This window comes from Arthrobacter sp. CG_A4, from assembly GCF_035985125.1.
Classification (GTDB): Bacteria; Actinomycetota; Actinomycetes; order Actinomycetales; family Micrococcaceae; genus Arthrobacter.
In genome coordinates this window covers 23331-40431 of record NZ_JAXCID010000023.1, presented here as the reverse complement: position 1 = coordinate 40431, position 17101 = coordinate 23331, and the positions used below count along the sequence as shown (strand labels likewise).

At 66.7% G+C, this 17101-nt stretch carries 16 protein-coding genes; 12 read left to right on the top strand and 4 right to left on the bottom strand.

From position 1 onward, the window contains the following. Positions 1–12 precede the first annotated feature (12 nt). From gcvT to RCH07_RS11315, 4 genes are all read left to right on the top strand, one after another. Positions 13–1161, top strand: coding sequence for a glycine cleavage system aminomethyltransferase GcvT (gene gcvT, locus RCH07_RS11330; protein ID WP_326967566.1), 1149 nt, complete (start codon positions 13–15; stop codon positions 1159–1161). A 568-nt stretch (positions 1162–1729) separates the two neighbouring features. Then, on the top strand, positions 1730–2113 hold the full coding sequence (gene gcvH / locus RCH07_RS11325; RefSeq protein ID WP_326967565.1) for a glycine cleavage system protein GcvH: 384 nt from the start codon (positions 1730–1732) through the stop codon (positions 2111–2113). Continuing rightward, on the top strand, positions 2110–3438 hold the full coding sequence (gene glyA, locus RCH07_RS11320) for a serine hydroxymethyltransferase (protein ID WP_326967564.1): 1329 nt from the start codon (positions 2110–2112) through the stop codon (positions 3436–3438). Before gcvH ends, glyA begins: the two co-directional genes overlap by 4 nt. A 144-nt stretch (positions 3439–3582) precedes the next feature. Next, positions 3583–5010, top strand: a complete 1428-nt coding sequence (locus RCH07_RS11315; protein ID WP_326967563.1) for an L-serine ammonia-lyase — start codon at positions 3583–3585, stop codon at positions 5008–5010. 3 nt (positions 5011–5013) lie between these two features. Here the strand turns inward: RCH07_RS11315 and RCH07_RS11310 are convergent, their stop codons facing one another. Further along, positions 5014–5583, bottom strand: a complete 570-nt coding sequence (locus tag RCH07_RS11310) for a TspO/MBR family protein (RefSeq protein ID WP_442784816.1) — start codon at positions 5581–5583, stop codon at positions 5014–5016. Between the two features lie 115 nt (positions 5584–5698). Here RCH07_RS11310 and RCH07_RS11305 point away from each other — a divergent pair, with 115 nt between their 5' ends. Together RCH07_RS11305 and RCH07_RS11300 are read left to right on the top strand one after the other, a co-directional pair. After that, entirely contained in the window at positions 5699–6772 is a 1074-nt protein-coding gene (locus tag RCH07_RS11305; protein ID WP_326967561.1) for a lipid II:glycine glycyltransferase FemX, read from the top strand. Positions 6773–6805: 33 nt separating this feature from the next. Next, positions 6806–8302, top strand: a complete 1497-nt coding sequence (locus RCH07_RS11300; RefSeq protein ID WP_326967560.1) for a threonine/serine ThrE exporter family protein — start codon at positions 6806–6808, stop codon at positions 8300–8302. A gap of 631 nt (positions 8303–8933) precedes the next feature. Here the strand turns inward: RCH07_RS11300 and RCH07_RS11295 are convergent. Beyond that, positions 8934–9773 carry a siderophore-interacting protein gene (locus tag RCH07_RS11295; RefSeq protein WP_326967559.1) on the bottom strand — a complete coding sequence of 280 codons (840 nt, stop codon included), beginning with the start codon at positions 9771–9773 and terminating at the stop codon, positions 8934–8936. 51 nt (positions 9774–9824) lie between these two features. After that, entirely contained in the window at positions 9825–10640 is an 816-nt protein-coding gene (locus RCH07_RS11290) for a uracil-DNA glycosylase (RefSeq protein ID WP_442784815.1), read from the bottom strand. A gap of 51 nt (positions 10641–10691) precedes the next feature. Here RCH07_RS11290 and RCH07_RS11285 point away from each other — a divergent pair, with 51 nt between their 5' ends. The 6 genes from RCH07_RS11285 (at position 10692) to RCH07_RS11260 (ending at position 16668) form a co-directional block, all read left to right on the top strand. Further along, positions 10692–11051: a DUF3263 domain-containing protein gene (locus RCH07_RS11285; RefSeq protein WP_326967591.1), complete on the top strand. Its 360-nt coding sequence runs from the start codon at positions 10692–10694 to the stop codon at positions 11049–11051. 84 nt (positions 11052–11135) lie between these two features. Then, complete coding sequence (locus RCH07_RS11280; protein ID WP_326967558.1) at positions 11136–11756, top strand: LytR C-terminal domain-containing protein; 621 nt, start codon at positions 11136–11138, stop codon at positions 11754–11756. A 187-nt stretch (positions 11757–11943) separates the two neighbouring features. Then, positions 11944–12147, top strand: a complete 204-nt coding sequence (locus RCH07_RS11275; protein WP_326967557.1) for a cold-shock protein — start codon at positions 11944–11946, stop codon at positions 12145–12147. A 140-nt stretch (positions 12148–12287) separates the two neighbouring features. Next, positions 12288–13505: an ABC transporter substrate-binding protein gene (locus RCH07_RS11270; RefSeq protein WP_326967556.1), complete on the top strand. Its 1218-nt coding sequence runs from the start codon at positions 12288–12290 to the stop codon at positions 13503–13505. Positions 13506–13823: 318 nt separating this feature from the next. Then, the gene (gene groL, locus RCH07_RS11265) at positions 13824–15461 is read left to right on the top strand and encodes a chaperonin GroEL (protein WP_326967555.1); all 1638 of its coding nucleotides are present in this window, start codon (positions 13824–13826) and stop codon (positions 15459–15461) included. A gap of 235 nt (positions 15462–15696) precedes the next feature. Beyond that, entirely contained in the window at positions 15697–16668 is a 972-nt protein-coding gene (locus tag RCH07_RS11260; RefSeq protein ID WP_326967554.1) for a ribonuclease HI family protein, read from the top strand. Positions 16669–16695: 27 nt separating this feature from the next. Here RCH07_RS11260 and RCH07_RS11255 read toward each other — a convergent pair whose 3' ends face one another. Continuing rightward, positions 16696–16983, bottom strand: a complete 288-nt coding sequence (locus RCH07_RS11255; RefSeq protein WP_326967553.1) for a WXG100 family type VII secretion target — start codon at positions 16981–16983, stop codon at positions 16696–16698. Positions 16984–17101 lie beyond the last annotated feature (118 nt).

Genomic DNA, 17101 nt, shown 5'->3' with positions numbered 1-17101 from the left:
GGACAGCCAACGATGACTGAGAACTACACGGCACTTTACGAAGAGCACAAGAAGCTCGGCGCCTCCTTCACGGACTTCGGCGGCTGGCAGATGCCGCTCAAATACAGCTCCGAACTGGCCGAGCACCACGCCGTCCGCAACTCCGCGGGCATCTTCGACCTCTCCCACATGGGCGAAGTCTGGGTCACGGGCCCGGACGCCGCCGCGTTCCTGGACTACGCCCTGGTCGGCAAGATCTCGGCGATGGCCATCGGCAAGGCCAAGTACTCGCTGATCTGCAACGAGGACGGAGCCATCATCGACGACCTCATCACCTACCGCCGCGGAGAGCTGAAATTCCTGGTCGTCCCCAACGCGGGCAACGCCAAGGTCGTGGCCGAGGCCCTCGCTGAGCGGGCTGCTTCCGGAAAAAGCGGGGGCTTCGACGTCGCCGTCGAGGATGCGTCCGCCGGGACCTCGCTGATCGCGGTGCAGGGACCCAAGGCCCAGGAGATTCTGCTCCGCCTCGTCCCCGCCGCGCAGCACGCGCTCGTCACCGGCTTGAAGTACTACGCCGCCGTCGACGTCCCGTTCATGGTCGGCGGCACCAGCCGGGAGCTCCTGCTGGCCCGCACCGGCTACACCGGTGAGGACGGCTTCGAGATCTTCGTCGCGAACGACGACGCCTCCGCCCTCTGGCAGGCGCTCGTCGCCATCGCCGAGGACGGCGAGCTGACGCCCGCCGGGCTGGCGTCCCGGGATTCGCTCCGCCTCGAGGCCGGCATGCCGCTCTACGGCAACGAACTTGTCCTCGACGGTGACCCGTTCGCCGCGGGGCTGGGACCCGTCGTCGCGCTCTCCAAGGAAGGCGACTTCGTCGGCAAGACCGCTCTGGCCGCCAAGAAGGAAGCCGGCGCCGGAGCAACCACGGGCCGCAAGCTCGTCGGGCTCAAGGGCCTCGGACGCCGGGCCGGCCGCGGCCACTACCCGGTCCTCAAGGACGGCAGCACGGTCGGCGAAGTCACCTCCGGCCAGCCCTCACCCACTTTGGGCTACCCAGTCGCGATGGCCTACGTCGACGTTGAGTTCACCGAACCCGGCACCACGCTCGACGTCGACCTGCGCGGCAAGATGGAGCCGTTCGAAGTGGTCGCACTGCCGTTCTACAAGCGCCAAAAGTAGTCCAACCAGTACCTCAGCGGACCGGGCGCCTCAGCGGTACCCGGCTCCGGGGAGCCGGCTGGCCCCAGTTTTCACGCGTGCTCGCTCGTACTCCCCACCGTCTCCCTAACCTCGCAAGCTCGGCCAGGGAACCCGGACGGCGTGGGCCCCCGCTTAGACGCACGCTTTCGAAAACCGCGGCCAGCCAGCCCCTTGAGGAGGCTCACCTTATTGGACGCACGGCCACAACAGGACCACCGGAAGTAGCGCTCTTCGAAAGGCAAAGGTGCTGACGATGGACCGCCTACCGAGGGTCGGCTCTAGGAGAATACGAAGGCCACGGTTTTTATCCGGAGAACTGGCGGTGAGTTCGAAAACTGTTGGCCTCGAAAACTGAAACTGGCGGTCGGCGGGTGAGGGGATTCCGGAAGCGTGCGTCTAAGGGAGCGTCGCGTCCGCTCAGCGGGCGCTTTCGCGACCGAGCACGCGGAGGAATTGCCTCACGCGCCACCCAACCCGACCAAGGTTGCGACGAAACCGGCCACAATTGATTTAGCACCAAGACCACTCCAAGACAAAGGAAAAGCACATGGCAAGAGTTGCCCCTGAACTGCAGTACTCCGACGAGCATGAGTGGGTTGCGCGGGAGGCCGGGAACATTGTGTCCATTGGCATCTCGGCCGTGGCCACCGACGCGCTAGGAGACATCGTCTACGTCGACCTGCCTGAGGTGGGCGCCACGGTGACCGCCGGGGAGACCTGCGGCGAAGTCGAGTCAACCAAGTCAGTCTCGGACCTCTATGCCCCCGTTACCGGCGAGGTCACCGAGATCAATTCCGCCGTCGCGGATGACCCTGCCCTGATCAACAGCGACCCGTACGGCGCTGGCTGGCTCTTCAAGGTCGCCGCCGAGTCAGACGGCCCGCTGCTCTCGGCCCAGGATTACGCGTCGAAGAACGGCGGCGAACTGTGAGCGGCACGGGTGCCGCAGGCACCGTGACCTTCGAGCAGATCATCTCACCCAGTCTCGACGCGGATTTGTCAGCGCTTGATCCGGAGATCGCCGTGCAGATCGACGCAGAGCTCACCCGTCAGCGGGACGGCCTGGAAATGATCGCCTCCGAAAACCACACCGCCAAGGCCGTCATGCAGGCGCAGGGCTCCGTGCTGACCAACAAGTACGCCGAAGGCTACCCGGGCAAACGCTACTACGGCGGCTGCGAGCACGTTGACGTCGTCGAACAGCTCGCGATCGACCGGGTCAAGGCCTTGTTCGGCGCCGACTACGCCAACGTCCAGCCGCACTCCGGTGCGCAGGCCAACGCCTCCGTCATGCACGCCCTGATCCGGCCGGGTGACACCATCATGGGCCTGAACCTGGCGCACGGCGGGCACCTGACGCACGGCATGAAGATCAACTTCTCCGGCCGGCTCTACAACGTGGTCCCGTATCAGGTCCGGGAAGAGGACCACCGGATCGACATGGCCGAAGTGGAGCGCCTGGCGCTGGAGCACAAGCCGGCCCTGATCGTTGCCGGCTGGTCCGCGTACGCCCGGCAGCTGGACTTCGCCGAGTTCCGCCGGATCGCGGACTCCGTGGGTGCCTACCTGATGGTGGACATGGCCCACTTCGCCGGTCTCGTCGCCGCCGGCCTGCACCCGTCACCGGTGCCGCACGCGCACGTCACCACCTCCACCACGCACAAGACCCTCGCCGGTCCGCGCGGCGGCATCATCCTGACCAACGACGCCGCCATCGCCAAGAAGATCAACTCGGCCGTGTTCCCCGGACAGCAAGGCGGCCCGCTGGAGCATGTGATCGCCGGCAAGGCCGTGGCGTTCAAGATCGCCGCTTCGCCCGAATTTAAGGAACGCCAGGTGCGGGTCCTCGCCGGGGCCCGGATCCTCGCCGAGCGCCTGGTCCAGTCCGACGTCACCGCCAAGGGCATCTCCGTGATCTCCGGCGGCACCGACGTGCACCTGGTGCTTGTTGACCTGCGCAACTGCGAGCTCAACGGCCAGCAGGCCGAGGACCGGCTCGCGGAAATCGACATCACCGTCAACCGCAACGCCGTGCCGTTCGACCCGCGCCCGCCGATGGTCACCTCGGGGCTCCGCATCGGCACCCCGGCGCTGGCCACCCGCGGCTTCGGCGAAGCTGCGTTTGCCGAAGTTGCGGATATCATCGCTGAGGCCCTGATCGCCGACGCCGGCGCGGACCTGTCCGGGCTCCGCGCCCGGGTGGAGGCGCTCGCGGCCGCCCACCCGCTGTACCCCTCGGTTGCGAACCTCGCCTGATTTCCCTCCCGGGCTGGCTCCGGGGCCGGCCGACCCCAGTTTTCACGCGTGCTGCTCCTCCGTCGCTTTGACGCACGCTTTCGAAAACCGCGGCCGGCCGGCTCCCTCCGCCGACCGACCACTTATCTAGTTAGGAACCCGGCTATGGCTGTTGGTGTCTTTGATCTTTTTTCCATTGGGATCGGGCCTTCGAGTTCCCACACCGTGGGCCCCATGCGGGCCGCTGCGGTGTTTTCCGAAGAACTCAAGGCTTCCGGGGTTCTTGAGAAGGTGGCGTCGCTGCGCGTGGATCTCTACGGCTCCCTTGCCGCCACCGGCCACGGCCACGGCACCATGACCGCCATCCTGCTCGGCCTGGAAGGTTTCCACCCCGAGCTGATCCTCCCCGAGGAAGTGGAGGAGCGGCTCGCCACCATCGCCGAAAGCGGGACCCTGCAGCTCGCGGGCTCCGGGCAGGGCAACGGCGTGCCCCTGCCCTACGGAGCCAAGGACATGGTCTTGCGCCCGCTGACCATCCTGCCGCGGCACACCAACGGCATGACGTTCGCCGTCTCAGGCGCCGACGGCGGCATCCTGCACAGTGCCACCTTCTTCTCCGTCGGCGGCGGCTTCATTGTCCGCGACGGCGAGGAGGATGCGGCGCTCAAGGAGCTGGACGAGTCCAAGAAGGAACTGCCCCTGCCGTTCCGCACCGCCGCGGAACTGCTGGGTCGATGCCAGTCCAAGGGCCTCTCGATCGGCGAGATCATGTTCGTCAACGAGCGCGCCTCCCGGACCGAGGCGGAGATCCGCGAGGGCCTCCTGCACATCTACTCCGTGATGGAAGGCTGCGTCGAGGTCAGCCTCAAACGCGAGGGCCTGCTGCCCGGCGGGCTCAAGGTCCGCCGTCGGGCGCCCGACTGGCACAAACGCCTGATGAAGGAAACCCGCGGCCAGGACCCCGACTACCGCGACCCGAAATACTGGCAGGAATGGGTAAACCTGATCGCCCTCGCCGTCAACGAGGAAAACGCCTCGGGCGGCCGAGTAGTCACTGCCCCGACCAACGGCGCCGCCGGCATCATTCCCGCTGTGCTCTACTATGCCCTGCACTTCGCGCCGGGCATGGACAAGGCAACCCAGCAGGACCGCGACGACGTCGTGATCAAGTTCTTGCTGACCGCCGCGGCCATCGGGGTGCTCTACAAGGAACAGGCGTCGATCTCAGGCGCTGAGGTGGGCTGCCAGGGCGAGGTGGGCTCGGCGTCGTCGATGGCGGCAGCAGGCCTGGCCGAGGTCATGGGCGGCACCCCGCAGCAGGTGGAAAACGCCGCGGAAATCGCGATGGAACACAACCTCGGCCTGACCTGCGACCCGATCGGCGGGCTGGTGCAGATCCCCTGCATCGAACGCAACGCGATCGCCGCCGCGAAGGCCATCAATGCCGCGAAGATGGCGCTCTGGGGCGACGGAACCCACCGGGTGTCCCTCGACGAAGTGATCGTAACCATGCGAGAGACCGGCAAGGACATGAGCTCCAAATACAAGGAAACTGCGATGGGTGGCCTCGCCGTGAACGTGGTGGAGTGCTAGCCGTCAGTTGTTGAGCGCCGCCCACAGGTTCAGCGACGCGGCGAACACGATCCAGGTGAGGTAGGGCAAGAGCAGCAGCCCCGCTATCCGGCTGATTGGTCCGAAGTGCAGCACTGTGACGGTCACCGCCACCGCCAGGGCAACGATGATGCCGAAGGCGAGCCACAGGGCGGAGGTGCCGAGTGCCGGGTACAGGCCGAAGAAAGCCGGCGTCCACAGCAGGTTCAGCAGCAGCTGCACGGCGTAGGCGGTGAGGGCGCGTCTGCTCCCTTCGGCCCGGCGGCGCCAGATGAGCCAGGCGGCCACGGCCATCGCGGTGTAGAGGAATGTCCAGGCCGGCCCGAACACCCAGTTAGGCGGGGACCACGGCGCCTTGGCCGCGGTGGCGTACCAGCCATCAACGTTGCTGGCACTTGCCAGTCCGCCGAGTCCCGCAACCAGGGCGGAGGCCCCAACGAAGACCAGTAGTCCCAGCAGCTGGGGGCCCAGCGCGCGCACTCCGGGCGCAGGCTTTCGATTCCCTTGTAGCGGGGTCCCGGATCCTGCGGTCAATGGTTGCTGATCACGCGGCATGCCTCCAGCGTAGCGGGTCTGTGCCGGGCCGGAGCAGGGGGCCGGGCAGATAGACTTGAAGCTGCATGTCCGCATGCCGCCGACGCTCGCACCGCCATGATTGGATACCGCACCCTTGCGTGACTTCACTGCCCGCTTTGCCTCTGCCGAAGAGATCGCCAACTGGGATACCCACGTCACGGCAAACCCCAACGGCGGCAATCTCCTGCAATCGGAGGCCTTCGCCCAGGTCAAGCAGCACTTCGGCTGGAAGCCCCTGCACCTGGTGTATGAGACCGCCGATTACACGAGCTATAACCTCATTCTCGAGAAGTCCTTTCCGCTCCTTGGCAGGCTCTGGTACCTGATCAAGGGCCCCGATGTGGCGTCGGTCGAGGATATCCCAGGCATTGTGGCGGCCAACGCCGAGTTTGTGAAGCGTGCCCGGCTGGGGGTCTTCGCGATCAAGATCGAACCGGACATCGTGCTCTCCGACGACGCCAGACGGGTCCTCGAGAGTGCCGGTCTGGTCAAGACCCACAACCTGCAGCCCAACGACTCGACGGCTCTGCTGGACATCTCCCCGGCGGAAAACCAGTTGCTGCGTAACCTTCATTCCCGCGGCCGCAACGCCGTCCGCCGCGCCCTCCGCGAGGGTGTGGAGGTCCACAACGCGGAGCCCACGGAAGAGAACTTCCAAGCCATGTATGCCCTGATGACCACCACGGTGGAGGCCAAGTCCCAGGTCCGGGTCCGCGAATACGAGTACTACCGCCAGTTCTGGACCAACTTCATCGCCCGCGGCCAGGGCCGGCTCTTGTTCGTCCACGAGAACGGCGTTCCGTCGGTGGGCGCCTTCGTCATTAACTACGGCAGCAAGGGCACCTACAAGGACGGCGGCTCCCTGCAGCAGCGCGGCCAGTACGGTGACTCCCACCTCGTGCAGTGGACGGCCATCAACCAGCTCAAGGCACTCGGCTGCACCGAATACGACTTCTGCGGCACGCCCCCGAGCGGCCAGCTTAAGGACACGTCCAACCCGTTCCACGGGCTCGGCCTGTTCAAGACCAGCTTCAGCAAGACCGTCACGGACTTTGTCGGCTGCTACGACCAGGTCCTGAGCCCGCTGAAGTACAAGGCCTGGATGGCCGCGGGGGAGCGCGTCGCCCGCCAGCTCTACACCCGCCGCACGGGCCAGCAGTTCTACTAAACCGGCTGCACACAGGATATTAGGGAGGCCGGAATGACCATAGGACCCGACGGCCGCCGCAGGCCGCCCACGGACGGCCTGCCCAGGACTGAGCCGATGTCGGCCATACAGGTGCACCAAAACGCTGCCGCCAAGCGGATGCTGCGCCGGCTGGTCCAGGGCGAGAACCCGCCGACCGCTCCGATGAGTATTGTGGACCGGCTCGCCGGCAGCCCCTACGCCAACCCGATGATCCAGGTGGGCGGAGTGGATACCTCGGCCCGCAAGACCATTGACTTTGCGCTGCATCTGGCCGAGTCCATGTTCCGGTACGGCGCCGGAGCACTGGAGGTGGAGACCAGCATCATCGCCATCACGGCTGCCCTGGGCCTGAAGAACATCGAGGTGGACATCACCAACCAGTCGGTGGCCATCAACTACGCCCCTAGGGACCAGACCCCGATCTCGCTGCTGCGCGTCGTGCGGTCCTGGACCAACAACTACGCGGGCCTCGCCCAGGTGCACTCTCTGGTTACGGATATCGTCGCCGGCGGCGTGGGCCGCGAGGAGGCGGTACGCCGGCTCGACGAAATCACCCACAGCGCCAAACCGTTCCCGCGCTGGATGGTCACGGTGGCGTACGGGGTGTTCTCCGCCGTCTTCGTCGGGGTGCTCGGCGGCGGCCTGGGCGCTTCTGCCGTCGCGTTCGTGTCCAACCTGCTGGTCAGCCTGCTGGTCCGGCAGCTGGGACGCTGGCGCACACCGGATTTCTTTATCACGGCGTCCTGTTCCTTCCTGGTCACCTTCATCGCGCTGCTCCTGTGGCGGTTCGGCAACCCGGTAGGCATCCAGATACCTCCCGCCATCGTGGTGGTCGGCGGGATTCTGCTGCTGCTCCCCACCGGCCGGCTCGTCTCGGCAGTGCAGGATGCGATCAACGGCTTCCCCGTCACGGCGGCCGGCCGGTTCCTGTCCACGATGCTGACGTTCGGGGCGCTGGTCGCGGGCATCGCCATCGGGTTCGTGGTAGGGGACATGACCGGCATGGAACCCATCGATGTGACCGAAACATTCCCGCCGGCGTATCCGTTATGGGCGGTGATCATCCTGATCGCCATCGCGGTGCTGATGATCGGCATCACCGAGCAGACCAGCTGGACGCTGCTGCTGCCCACCGCGGCCGTGGGCGTGGTGGGCTATCTGGTGCTGCTCGGCGGAGACGCCCTCGGGATCGGGGCGCGCTTTTCGCCGGCACTCGCGGCCGTCGCCATCGGCTTGCTGGCCCGGGTGGTGGCGCTCCGGATGGGTGCGCCGCAGCTGGTCGTGGCGGTCCCCGCTGCGCTGATCCTGCTGCCCGGACTCACTATATTCCGGTCCATGTATGTGCTGACCATCGAGGAATCCGAGATCCTGATCGGCGCCGGCGGGATGCTTAACGCCGGGGCGATCGTGTTGGGCGTCGCGGCCGGCATCGTGCTCGGCGACACGCTCGCTAGACCGCTCACCCGGGGCCTGTCCAGCAATGAACGACGGCGGGCCCGGCGCCGTTAGCTCCGGTCCGCCGCGGCGCACGGGCGGCCGGGGAGACCCGGCACCGTTAGTGCGCATTCTCGTTAGTTCGTCCGGGAGTCCTGGCCCGGGGGCCGGGAGGGCACGGCTCAGGGACATGCCCCGCGCCCGGGCCGGGAGGTGGACATAGTGTCATTATGCCCAGTCCAGGGTGCAAAGAATGAGCATGTCCCCCGCGGCGAAGCCGGGTTCCCCTCCGCCGGGCCCGCCCAACGCCTGAGGAGACCCGCCCAACGCGGCAGGCCGTGACGTTCCTGCCCAGTTACTTTGTCGCACGGCGTCATGAGCCACGGAAATCCGGGCCTTTCGCGGGCCGGCAGACGGTGTGGCGGCCGGCAACCGGGAAGGAGCGCTGCCAACGGCCATCTGCGCCCGAGCAGGTCAACGAAAATATCCCCGGGTCTGGACGCCCGCCCCAAGGGACATGCCCCGCGCCGGGAGCAGCCGGTGGACATAGTGTCATTTTGCCCAGTCCAGGGCGCAAAGAATGAGCATGTCCCCCGGCGCGACAAGGTCTTGGCGCGGCCTGACCCCGCTATCCCGCCCCGCCCGGCCCTCGACGAACCAACGACAATGCCCACTGGTGCCGGATCCTGAGGTGGGATCCGGCCGGTTAAATTTTCCCGATCGGCAGTTTCTTCTCCGCCTGGAAGTCGTCTTCCACCCGGCCCATCGCCCAGTAGCCGGACAGCGAGACCTGCCCGCGTTCCAGCCCGCGCTGTGCGTAAAACACCTCCCGGAGGGTCTTCATATAGCCGCGCTCGCCGTGCGCAAAGACCTGCACCCGGCCTTCCGGCCAGGCCGCATCGCGGACCGCGGCGACCAGCAGTCCGCTGGCCCCGGCGGGCACGCCGCGGCGCAGGAGCCAGCGCAGCTCAACACCGGCGGGGGCGCCGATCGATTGGATGTCGGCGTCGCTGTCCACCTCCAGGAAGGCCAGTCCCCGGGCGTCTTCCGGCAGGGATTCGATCGCGGCGCCGATGGCCGGCATTGCGGATTCGTCACCGGCGAACAGGTACCAGTCGGCGGCCGGGTCCGGGTTGTACCCGCCGCCCGGACCGGTGAAGATGAAGGCGTCCCCGGGCTGCGCCGTGGCCGCCCATGGTCCGGCGAGGCCTTCGTCGCCGTGGATCACGAAGTCGATGGCGAGTTCTCCGGCGGCCATGTCCACCCAGCGGACGGTGTAGGTCCGGGTGTGTGGCCACTGATCGCGCGGCATGGATTCCCGGACTTCCCAGAGGTCCAGGGGATCCGGGTAATCGATCCCGGCCTGCGGGAACACCATTTTGACGTACCGGTCCACGAAGCCGTTGTTGACGAACCCGGCAAAGCCCGGGCCGCCGGCCACGATCCGGACCATGTGCGGTGAAAGTTGTTCGCGGCGCAGAACCGTAAGGTTGGTCTGCGGTCGCGATTTCCGGGTGGCCGAGGTGTCGGCGGGGGCTGACGTCATGGGACCAAGCCTAGCCAGGATGGCTGGCGGAAGCCGGACCGTGAAGCCCCTCTACGGAAGCGGCGGCAGTTCCCAGTCCACCGTGCCGTCGCCCTGCTCCAAAAGCAGGTTGTTGGCGCGGCTGAAGGGCCGCGAGCCGTAGAAGCCGCGCGAGGCCGAAAGCGGGCTGGGGTGGGCGCTGGCGATTACCGGGGCAGATCCCAGCAGCGGGGTGACGGATGCCGCGTCCTTGCCCCAGAGGATCACAACGAGGGGAGCCGGTGTGCCGTCGGCGCTGCGGCGGTTCACGACGGCGGCGATGGCGGCCGTCGTGACAGCTGCCCAGCCCTTGTTCCGGTGCGATGCTGCCGCCCCGGCCCGGACAGTGAGGACCCTGTTCAGCAGCAGGACCCCCTGCGCTGACCAGCGGCTGAGGTCGCCGTGGACCCGCGGCGGCAGGCCGAGGTCGGCATTGAGCTCCTTGTAGATGTTGGCGAGGCTTCGCGGGATAGGCCGGGTTGCACCGTCCACCGCGAAGGACAGCCCGACGGCGTGGCCCGGCGTCGGGTAGGGGTCCTGGCCGACGATCAGAACCCGGACGCCCGCCAGCGGCTGCCTGAATGCCCGCAGCACGTTCGACGGCGAAGGTAACAGCAGGTGCCCCTCGGCCACCTCAGCGGCGAGGACGTCCAGAACGTCGCGCAGCTTGCCCTCGACGGGAGCCAGCGCGTCCGCCCAATCAGGGGACATCAGCTCGGCGAGGGGCAGCCGCGCGAGCTCGGCGAAGCCGACGCCCTCGGCCGCTGGCTGCTCCAGCCCGAACAGCGCATCGGGGTCCCGGGCCTCGGAACGAGGAGCCTCGGAATGAGGGGCATCTGAATCAAACACGGATCCATTCTCGCAGGGTCCCAAATGACAAGCTTGTTATTCGCCCGTAGCATGGGGGAATACTTTTTTTCGGAGCCAGCCAGGGAGCGTGTTGTGGCCGAACAAGCGCAGGACCACCTCTCCGCGGCGGAGCCAGATGCCGAGGGGACCGGCTTGGAGTCGCCGCTGAGCAGCCGCGACCAGCAGATGCTGGCATTGGAACGGCAGTGGTGGAAGTACGCCGGGGCCAAGGAACAGGCCATCCGGGAGCTCTTTGACCTGTCGGCCACGCATTACTACCAAATTCTCAACGCGCTCATCGATTCCGAGGATGCCCTGGCGCACGATCCCATGCTGGTCAAGAGGTTGCGTAGACTGCGTACGTCACGCCAACGCGCGCGCACTGCTCGCCGCTTGGGCTCAGACGCGTAAAACCATGGCCGGATGTGCAGATTCCTGCGCGGTAAACCGGCCCTGGCAACTTCGTAAGAAATCAGCAAGGACGTCGTTTCTACCATGACCAAATATGCTCGGGATGAATTTGATCGGGTCCCGGAGACCTCCACGCGCCAGGGTGTCCACCGTGCAGTGGCCGGATCCCGCCGCCGCCGTCTCGGACCCATTCTGGCCGTCGGCGCCACAGCATTGGCCATTGGCCTGGTGGCTTTCCTGATCCTGCCGAAGCTCGGATTTAGCTCCCCCGGAAACTCTTCGGACGCATCGGCCGGACAAAACGGAAGCAGCGCCACCGCATCGGCCGCCGCCGCAGCTCCCACCGGCAGCCCCTCCGGAGCCGCACCGAGTCCGGCCCCCTCAGCGTCCGCGACGCCGTCGGATCTGCCGAAGGCGGGCGCCGCCGTCGTCGACAAGACCCAGCCGGTCGCGATCTACAACGGCACGGCCACCGCCGGACTTGCCGGCCGCGCGGGCGGAACGGTCACCACCGCGGGCTGGGTGCTGGGCCCCATGGGTAACTGGGGTGGGGTCCGACAGCAGACGTCCGTGATTTTCTACAGCAGCGCCGCCCAGAAGGGTAACGCCGAGGCACTGGGCTCGCTGCTCGGCATCCAGACCATGATGGAGTCGGCCGAATTCAAGATGCCGCTGGTCGTCGTGCTGGGGCCCGGCTTCCAGTAGTCCGCTCCGGTCACGCCTGAATAACTATTGCAGGCCGGGCCGGTCCCCGGCCTGCACTCCGGGAGGATGCTGTGGGTACAGTACTTGCGGACTGAGTTGTGCATACTGCGTTGTGCATACTGCGGCTCGCATTCCGCGGCGCACATTGTGGTGCGCCGTTCGTCAGCCAACTGAAAGTGTGGACATCATGGCATTGGGAACCGTCAAATGGTTCAACGCCGAAAAGGGCTACGGCTTCATCACCGTGGACAATTCGGGGGCCGACGTCTTCGTGCACTGGTCGGCCATTGCCGGGGAGGGCTACCGTGCCCTTGACGAGGGGCAGCGCGTCGAGCTGGAAGTCGGCGAGGGCGAGAAGGGCCCGCAGGCCGAGAGCGTCCGGCCTGCCTAGTGATATTTCCCGCCGCACTGCACGGCCCGCACGCCTCAGTGGACACTGACGGACTGGAAACCGGGCGGCCGGTGTCCGCCCGACGCCGGGCGGGTGCACGCAGGCCGGGGCGCGCCGTAACAGCGGCGGCCGTTGCAGCCTTGGCTTTGACCGGGTGCGGGCCCGCCGGCGGTGTCCGTGTGGAGACGGCCGCCGCCAGCGGTGACGGCACCCTCCGGATCGGACTCATCCTTGACAATACGGGCAAGCAGGGCTTTCTCAACGCACCCCAGCTGGCCGCTGCCAAACTCGCCGTCAAGGAGATCAACGCGGCCGGCGGACACAAGGGCAGGCCGGTGGAACTGCTGCCCGAGACGATCAGCGAGGACACCGTGGCCCAGGCCAAGGCGCTCGTCGCGGCCAAAGCGGACGCCGTGATCGGCCCGACCGACTCCGGCCGCGCGCCCGGCGCCATCGATGTGCTCTCCAACGCCAAGATCGCCATGATTTCTCCTGCCAACACGGCCAGCGGGCTCAGCAGCTACAAGAGCAACGGCTACTACTTCCGCACCTCGGCCGCCGATATTGCGCAGGGCTCCGTACTCGTCAAGCTCGCCAGGGACGGCGGCGCGGCAACAGTCGCCGTCGTGTACGAGGAAGGCAGCTACGGCAAGGACGTGTCCAACGCTGTTGCCGCGGCGGCCAAGGCGGCCGGACTCGGCCCCGTGACGGTCGCTGAATTCAAGCCGGGCCAGGCCCAGCAGGCGGCTGCCGCGGCGAATGCGGCGGGACCGGACGCCGTCGTCCTCATCGCCCGCGACGGTGCGCAGGGCGCCATCGCCGAGCTGAACAACCTCGGCCTGGCCGGCAAGAAGCTCATCCTCAGCGACGGTGCCGTTGACCAGTACGGCTCCGGGCTCGGCTCCCGGGCGCTCGACGGCGCGCGGGGCATCCTGCCGGGAATTTTTGCGTCCGCGCACTTCCAGGGCGAACTGGTGTCCGTTGGCCCCGGCCTGCGGGACATGACCTTCGCCGCCGAGACGTACGACGCCGTTAACCTCGCCGTGATCGCGGCGGCCGCGGCGGAGGACGACGCCGGCACGTCGATCGCGTCGAAACTGATCGCGGTCTCCGGCGGCAAGGCCCAGCCGGCCGGCGGGGCCCAGTCCTCCGGAGAGGCCGCAGTGTGCAGGAGCTACAAGGAATGCCTCGACACCGTGCGCGCGGGCAAGCGACCCGACTACGACGGCGAATCCGGTCGGATTAACTTTGATTCCAACGGCGACGTGACGTCTGCCCACTACGTTGTCTACAGCTTCGGCGCGGACAACAAGGCCACAATGAGCGGAAGCGAAACGGCGAGCAGCGGCGGGAGTTAATCGCCCACAGCGAATTGTGCCCCGGCAGAGCGCCGGTACGGTGCCGAAACCGGGCCGCCCGGCACGCCCACTGCTTGCACTCTCCCCGGGGGAGTGCTAATTATTGAATTAGCACTCCCGCGTATTGACTGCCAGAACGACGCCCCGGTTCCACCGGCCGCGACGTGGAGCAGCCGGTCCGGGAGCGAAAGAAATACCTGGTTGTGGTGAGATCCCCGACCCGGTGGCGTACAGAGGCTGCCGGGGAAGGATCGTCCGTCGCGGGCACCGCAGCGAAGGTCCATTCTTAACGACTGTCCCGAAAGGACTACTGCCGTTATGGCCAAGATCATTGCATTTGATGAAGAGGCACGCCGCGGCCTTGAGCGGGGCCTGAACATCCTCGCCGACGCCGTCAAGGTCACCCTCGGCCCGCGTGGACGCAACGTCGTCCTCGAAAAGAAGTGGGGCGCCCCCACGATCACCAACGATGGTGTATCCATCGCCAAGGAGATCGAGCTGGACGATCCTTACGAGAAGATCGGCGCCGAGCTGGTCAAGGAAGTTGCCAAGAAGACGGATGACGTCGCCGGCGACGGAACCACCACCGCTACCGTGCTGGCGCAGGCACTGGTCAAGGAAGGCCTGCGTAACGTCGCGGCCGGCGCTGATCCCCTGTCCCTCAAGCGCGGCATCGAAAAGGCTGTCGAAGCCGTCACCCGCGAACTCCTGGCCTCCGCCAAGGAAATCGAAACCAAGGAAGAGATCGCCGCCACGGCATCCATCTCCGCCGGTGACAACGAAATTGGCGCCCTGATTGCCGAAGCCCTGGACAAGGTCGGCAAGGAAGGCGTCATCACGGTCGAGGAGTCGAACACCTTCGGCCTCGAGCTGGAGCTCACCGAAGGCATGCGCTTCGACAAGGGCTACATATCGGCCTACTTCGTGACCGACGCCGAGCGTCAGGAAACGGTCCTTGAGGATCCGTACATCCTGATCGTCAACTCGAAGATCTCCAGCGTCAAGGAATTGGTCGCTGTCCTCGAAAAGGTCATGCAGTCCTCCAAGCCGCTGCTGATCATTGCCGAAGATATCGAGGGCGAGGCCCTGGCCACCCTGATCGTCAACAAGATCCGCGGCACCTTCAAATCCGTCGCCGTCAAGGCTCCGGGCTTCGGCGACCGCCGCAAGGCGCAGCTCGCGGACATCGCCATCCTCACCGGTGGCCAGGTCATCTCCGAGGAAGTCGGCCTCAAGCTTGAAACCGCCGGCCTCGAACTCCTGGGTCGCGCCCGCAAGGTCGTCGTCACCAAGGATGAGACCACCATCGTCGAGGGTGCAGGCGACGCCGACCAGATCGCCGGGCGCGTTTCGCAGATCCGCGCCGAGATCGAGAACTCCGATTCCGACTACGACCGCGAGAAGCTGCAGGAACGCCTGGCCAAGCTGGCCGGCGGCGTTGCAGTCATCAAGGCCGGCGCCGCAACCGAAGTTGAGCTCAAGGAACGCAAGCACCGCATTGAGGACGCTGTCCGCAACGCGAAGGCTGCCGTCGAAGAGGGCATCGTCGCCGGCGGTGGCGTTGCCCTGATCCAGGCCGGCCTCAAGGCCTTCGCCAACCTGAACCTCACGGGTGACGAAGCAACCGGCGCGAACATCGTCCGCGTTGCCATCGACGCCCCGCTGAAGCAGATCGCCTTCAACGCCGGCCTCGAGCCGGGCGTTGTCGTCGACAAGGTCCGCGGGCTGCCTGCCGGCCACGGCCTGAACGCTGCAACCGGCGAGTACGTCGATCTGCTGGCTGCCGGTATCAACGACCCGGTCAAGGTCACCCGCTCCGCCCTGCAGAACGCGGCATCCATTGCCGGCCTGTTCCTCACCACCGAGGCCGTTGTGGCCGACAAGCCGGAGAAGAACTCCCCGGCCATGGGCGGCGGCGACGACATGGGCGGCATGGGCGGCATGGGCGGTTTCTAACCACCCGGCTCCAAGCCACCTGAACTATCCGTTCAACGACGGCGGTCCCACCTTCGGGTGGGGCCGCCGTCGGCGTTAACCCGCCCCCGCCCCCGGACGCTCCCTCACATCTGGTCGCTTTGGCAGTCCTTTTGGCAGCGGCGCTCCCGCAGGTCTGCTGAGGCAAGGCCGGGCCGGAGCCCGGGGGAGGTGGGGCAGAGTCGGGCAAGAGCCCGGGGTCTGGCAGGATAGTGCAGTGACGATTACAGCAGCGGCCGACGGTTCGGCTCTAGGAAATCCAGGTCCGGCCGGGTGGGCCTGGTACGTGAACGACGGCTGCTGGCGGGCCGGCGGGTGGCCGCATGGCACCAACAACCAGGGCGAGCTTATGGCGGTCCTGGACCTTTTCCGGTCCACCAAACACCTCGCGGCCGAGGATCTGCACATCCTCTGCGACAGCCAGTACGTCATCAACTCGGTGACCAAATGGATGCCGGGCTGGAAGCGCAAGGGATGGCGCAAGTCCGACGGCAAGCCCGTGCTGAACGTGGAGCTGCTCAAGGAGATCGACCGGGAGCTGTCCGGGCGGAAGTACACCTTCGAATGGGTGCGCGGTCACGCCGGGCACGAACTCAACGAGGCAGCCGACGACCGCGCGCGGGCCGCGGCAACCGCCTACCAGCAAGGCGTCGCGGCGCGCCAAGGTCCCGGCTTCGGTGCGGCAGCGGAAGACCCCGCTCCCGCTGGACAGACGGCGCACCCGGCAGCGCAGGCGGCCCCGGACCGATCGGGCCAGCAGGAGCTGTTCGGCGAACCCGATCTATTCAGCGAACCCGATCTATTCAGCGAACTGGCAGATGACGTCGCGGCGTCCCAGGGCACGGACTCCAGCCCGGAAGCCATCGTTGAAGCACTTGAGCGCGAGCTCCTCCTTCCGGAAACCCGCGCCGACATGGGACGCACCGGGGTGCTGCTGCATCCGGACTTCACCGAAATCGGCAGCTCCGGCCGGATCTGGACACGCGACGCCATCATGATGGCGCTGGAGGGGAACCCGGACCGTCCCATCGAACTGGAGCTGCTGGCGGCAGACCGGGTGAGTGAGGGCACTGTCCTGCTGACCTACCGCAGCTACGCCCGTTCGGGAACGGCTCTGCGGAGCTCACTGTGGGTCCTCGACGGCGCGCAGTGGCGGCTGCGGTTCCACCAGGGCACTCCCGAGGACTGAGGGCGGCACCGGGGCAGCACGGGCCGTTCAGCTGAAACGCTGGGCGTTGTTCAGTTCGGCCTGGGCGTAACTCGCGGCCGCCGAGTTGAGCGCCAGGTTGATGGAAGCCAGGGACGCCTCGACCTTGCCCTGCGTCAGTGTCCACTCGGTGACCAGGGACTGAAAGTTGGTGGCGGCTGAACCGCGCCAGCTTTCCTGCAGCTCGTCGAGTCCGCGTTTCATGGCCTGGACGTCAGCGCTGATCCGGTCGACAGTGGCCTTGACGTTGGCGGATTTGAGCTGGAGGAGTTCCGTATCGACGGAGATGATGCTCATGGGATGACCTCTCGACAGTGACTCGCCCGGGTCTTCCGGACACCTCGAGCCTAGGCAGCCGGAAAGATCTCCGTCCATGCCCGGTCCGGCGTATGTGGAAAAGCCACCGCAGTGACAG

Bases quoted from the DNA above. Each gene is read 5' to 3' on its own strand.
- gcvT (WP_326967566.1), top strand. From the start codon at position 13: ATGACTGAGAACTACACGGCACTTTACGAAGAGCACAAGAAGCTCGGC.
- gcvH (WP_326967565.1), top strand. From the start codon at position 1,730: ATGGCAAGAGTTGCCCCTGAACTGCAGTACTCCGACGAGCATGAGTGG.
- RCH07_RS11315 (WP_326967563.1), top strand. From the start codon at position 3,583: ATGGCTGTTGGTGTCTTTGATCTTTTTTCCATTGGGATCGGGCCTTCG.
- RCH07_RS11310 (WP_442784816.1), bottom strand. From the start codon at position 5,583: ATGCCGCGTGATCAGCAACCATTGACCGCAGGATCCGGGACCCCGCTA.
- RCH07_RS11300 (WP_326967560.1), top strand. From the start codon at position 6,806: ATGACCATAGGACCCGACGGCCGCCGCAGGCCGCCCACGGACGGCCTG.
- RCH07_RS11295 (WP_326967559.1), bottom strand. From the start codon at position 9,773: ATGACGTCAGCCCCCGCCGACACCTCGGCCACCCGGAAATCGCGACCG.
- RCH07_RS11285 (WP_326967591.1), top strand. From the start codon at position 10,692: ATGGGGGAATACTTTTTTTCGGAGCCAGCCAGGGAGCGTGTTGTGGCC.
- RCH07_RS11280 (WP_326967558.1), top strand. From the start codon at position 11,136: ATGACCAAATATGCTCGGGATGAATTTGATCGGGTCCCGGAGACCTCC.
- RCH07_RS11275 (WP_326967557.1), top strand. From the start codon at position 11,944: ATGGCATTGGGAACCGTCAAATGGTTCAACGCCGAAAAGGGCTACGGC.
- groL (WP_326967555.1), top strand. From the start codon at position 13,824: ATGGCCAAGATCATTGCATTTGATGAAGAGGCACGCCGCGGCCTTGAG.
- RCH07_RS11255 (WP_326967553.1), bottom strand. From the start codon at position 16,983: ATGAGCATCATCTCCGTCGATACGGAACTCCTCCAGCTCAAATCCGCC.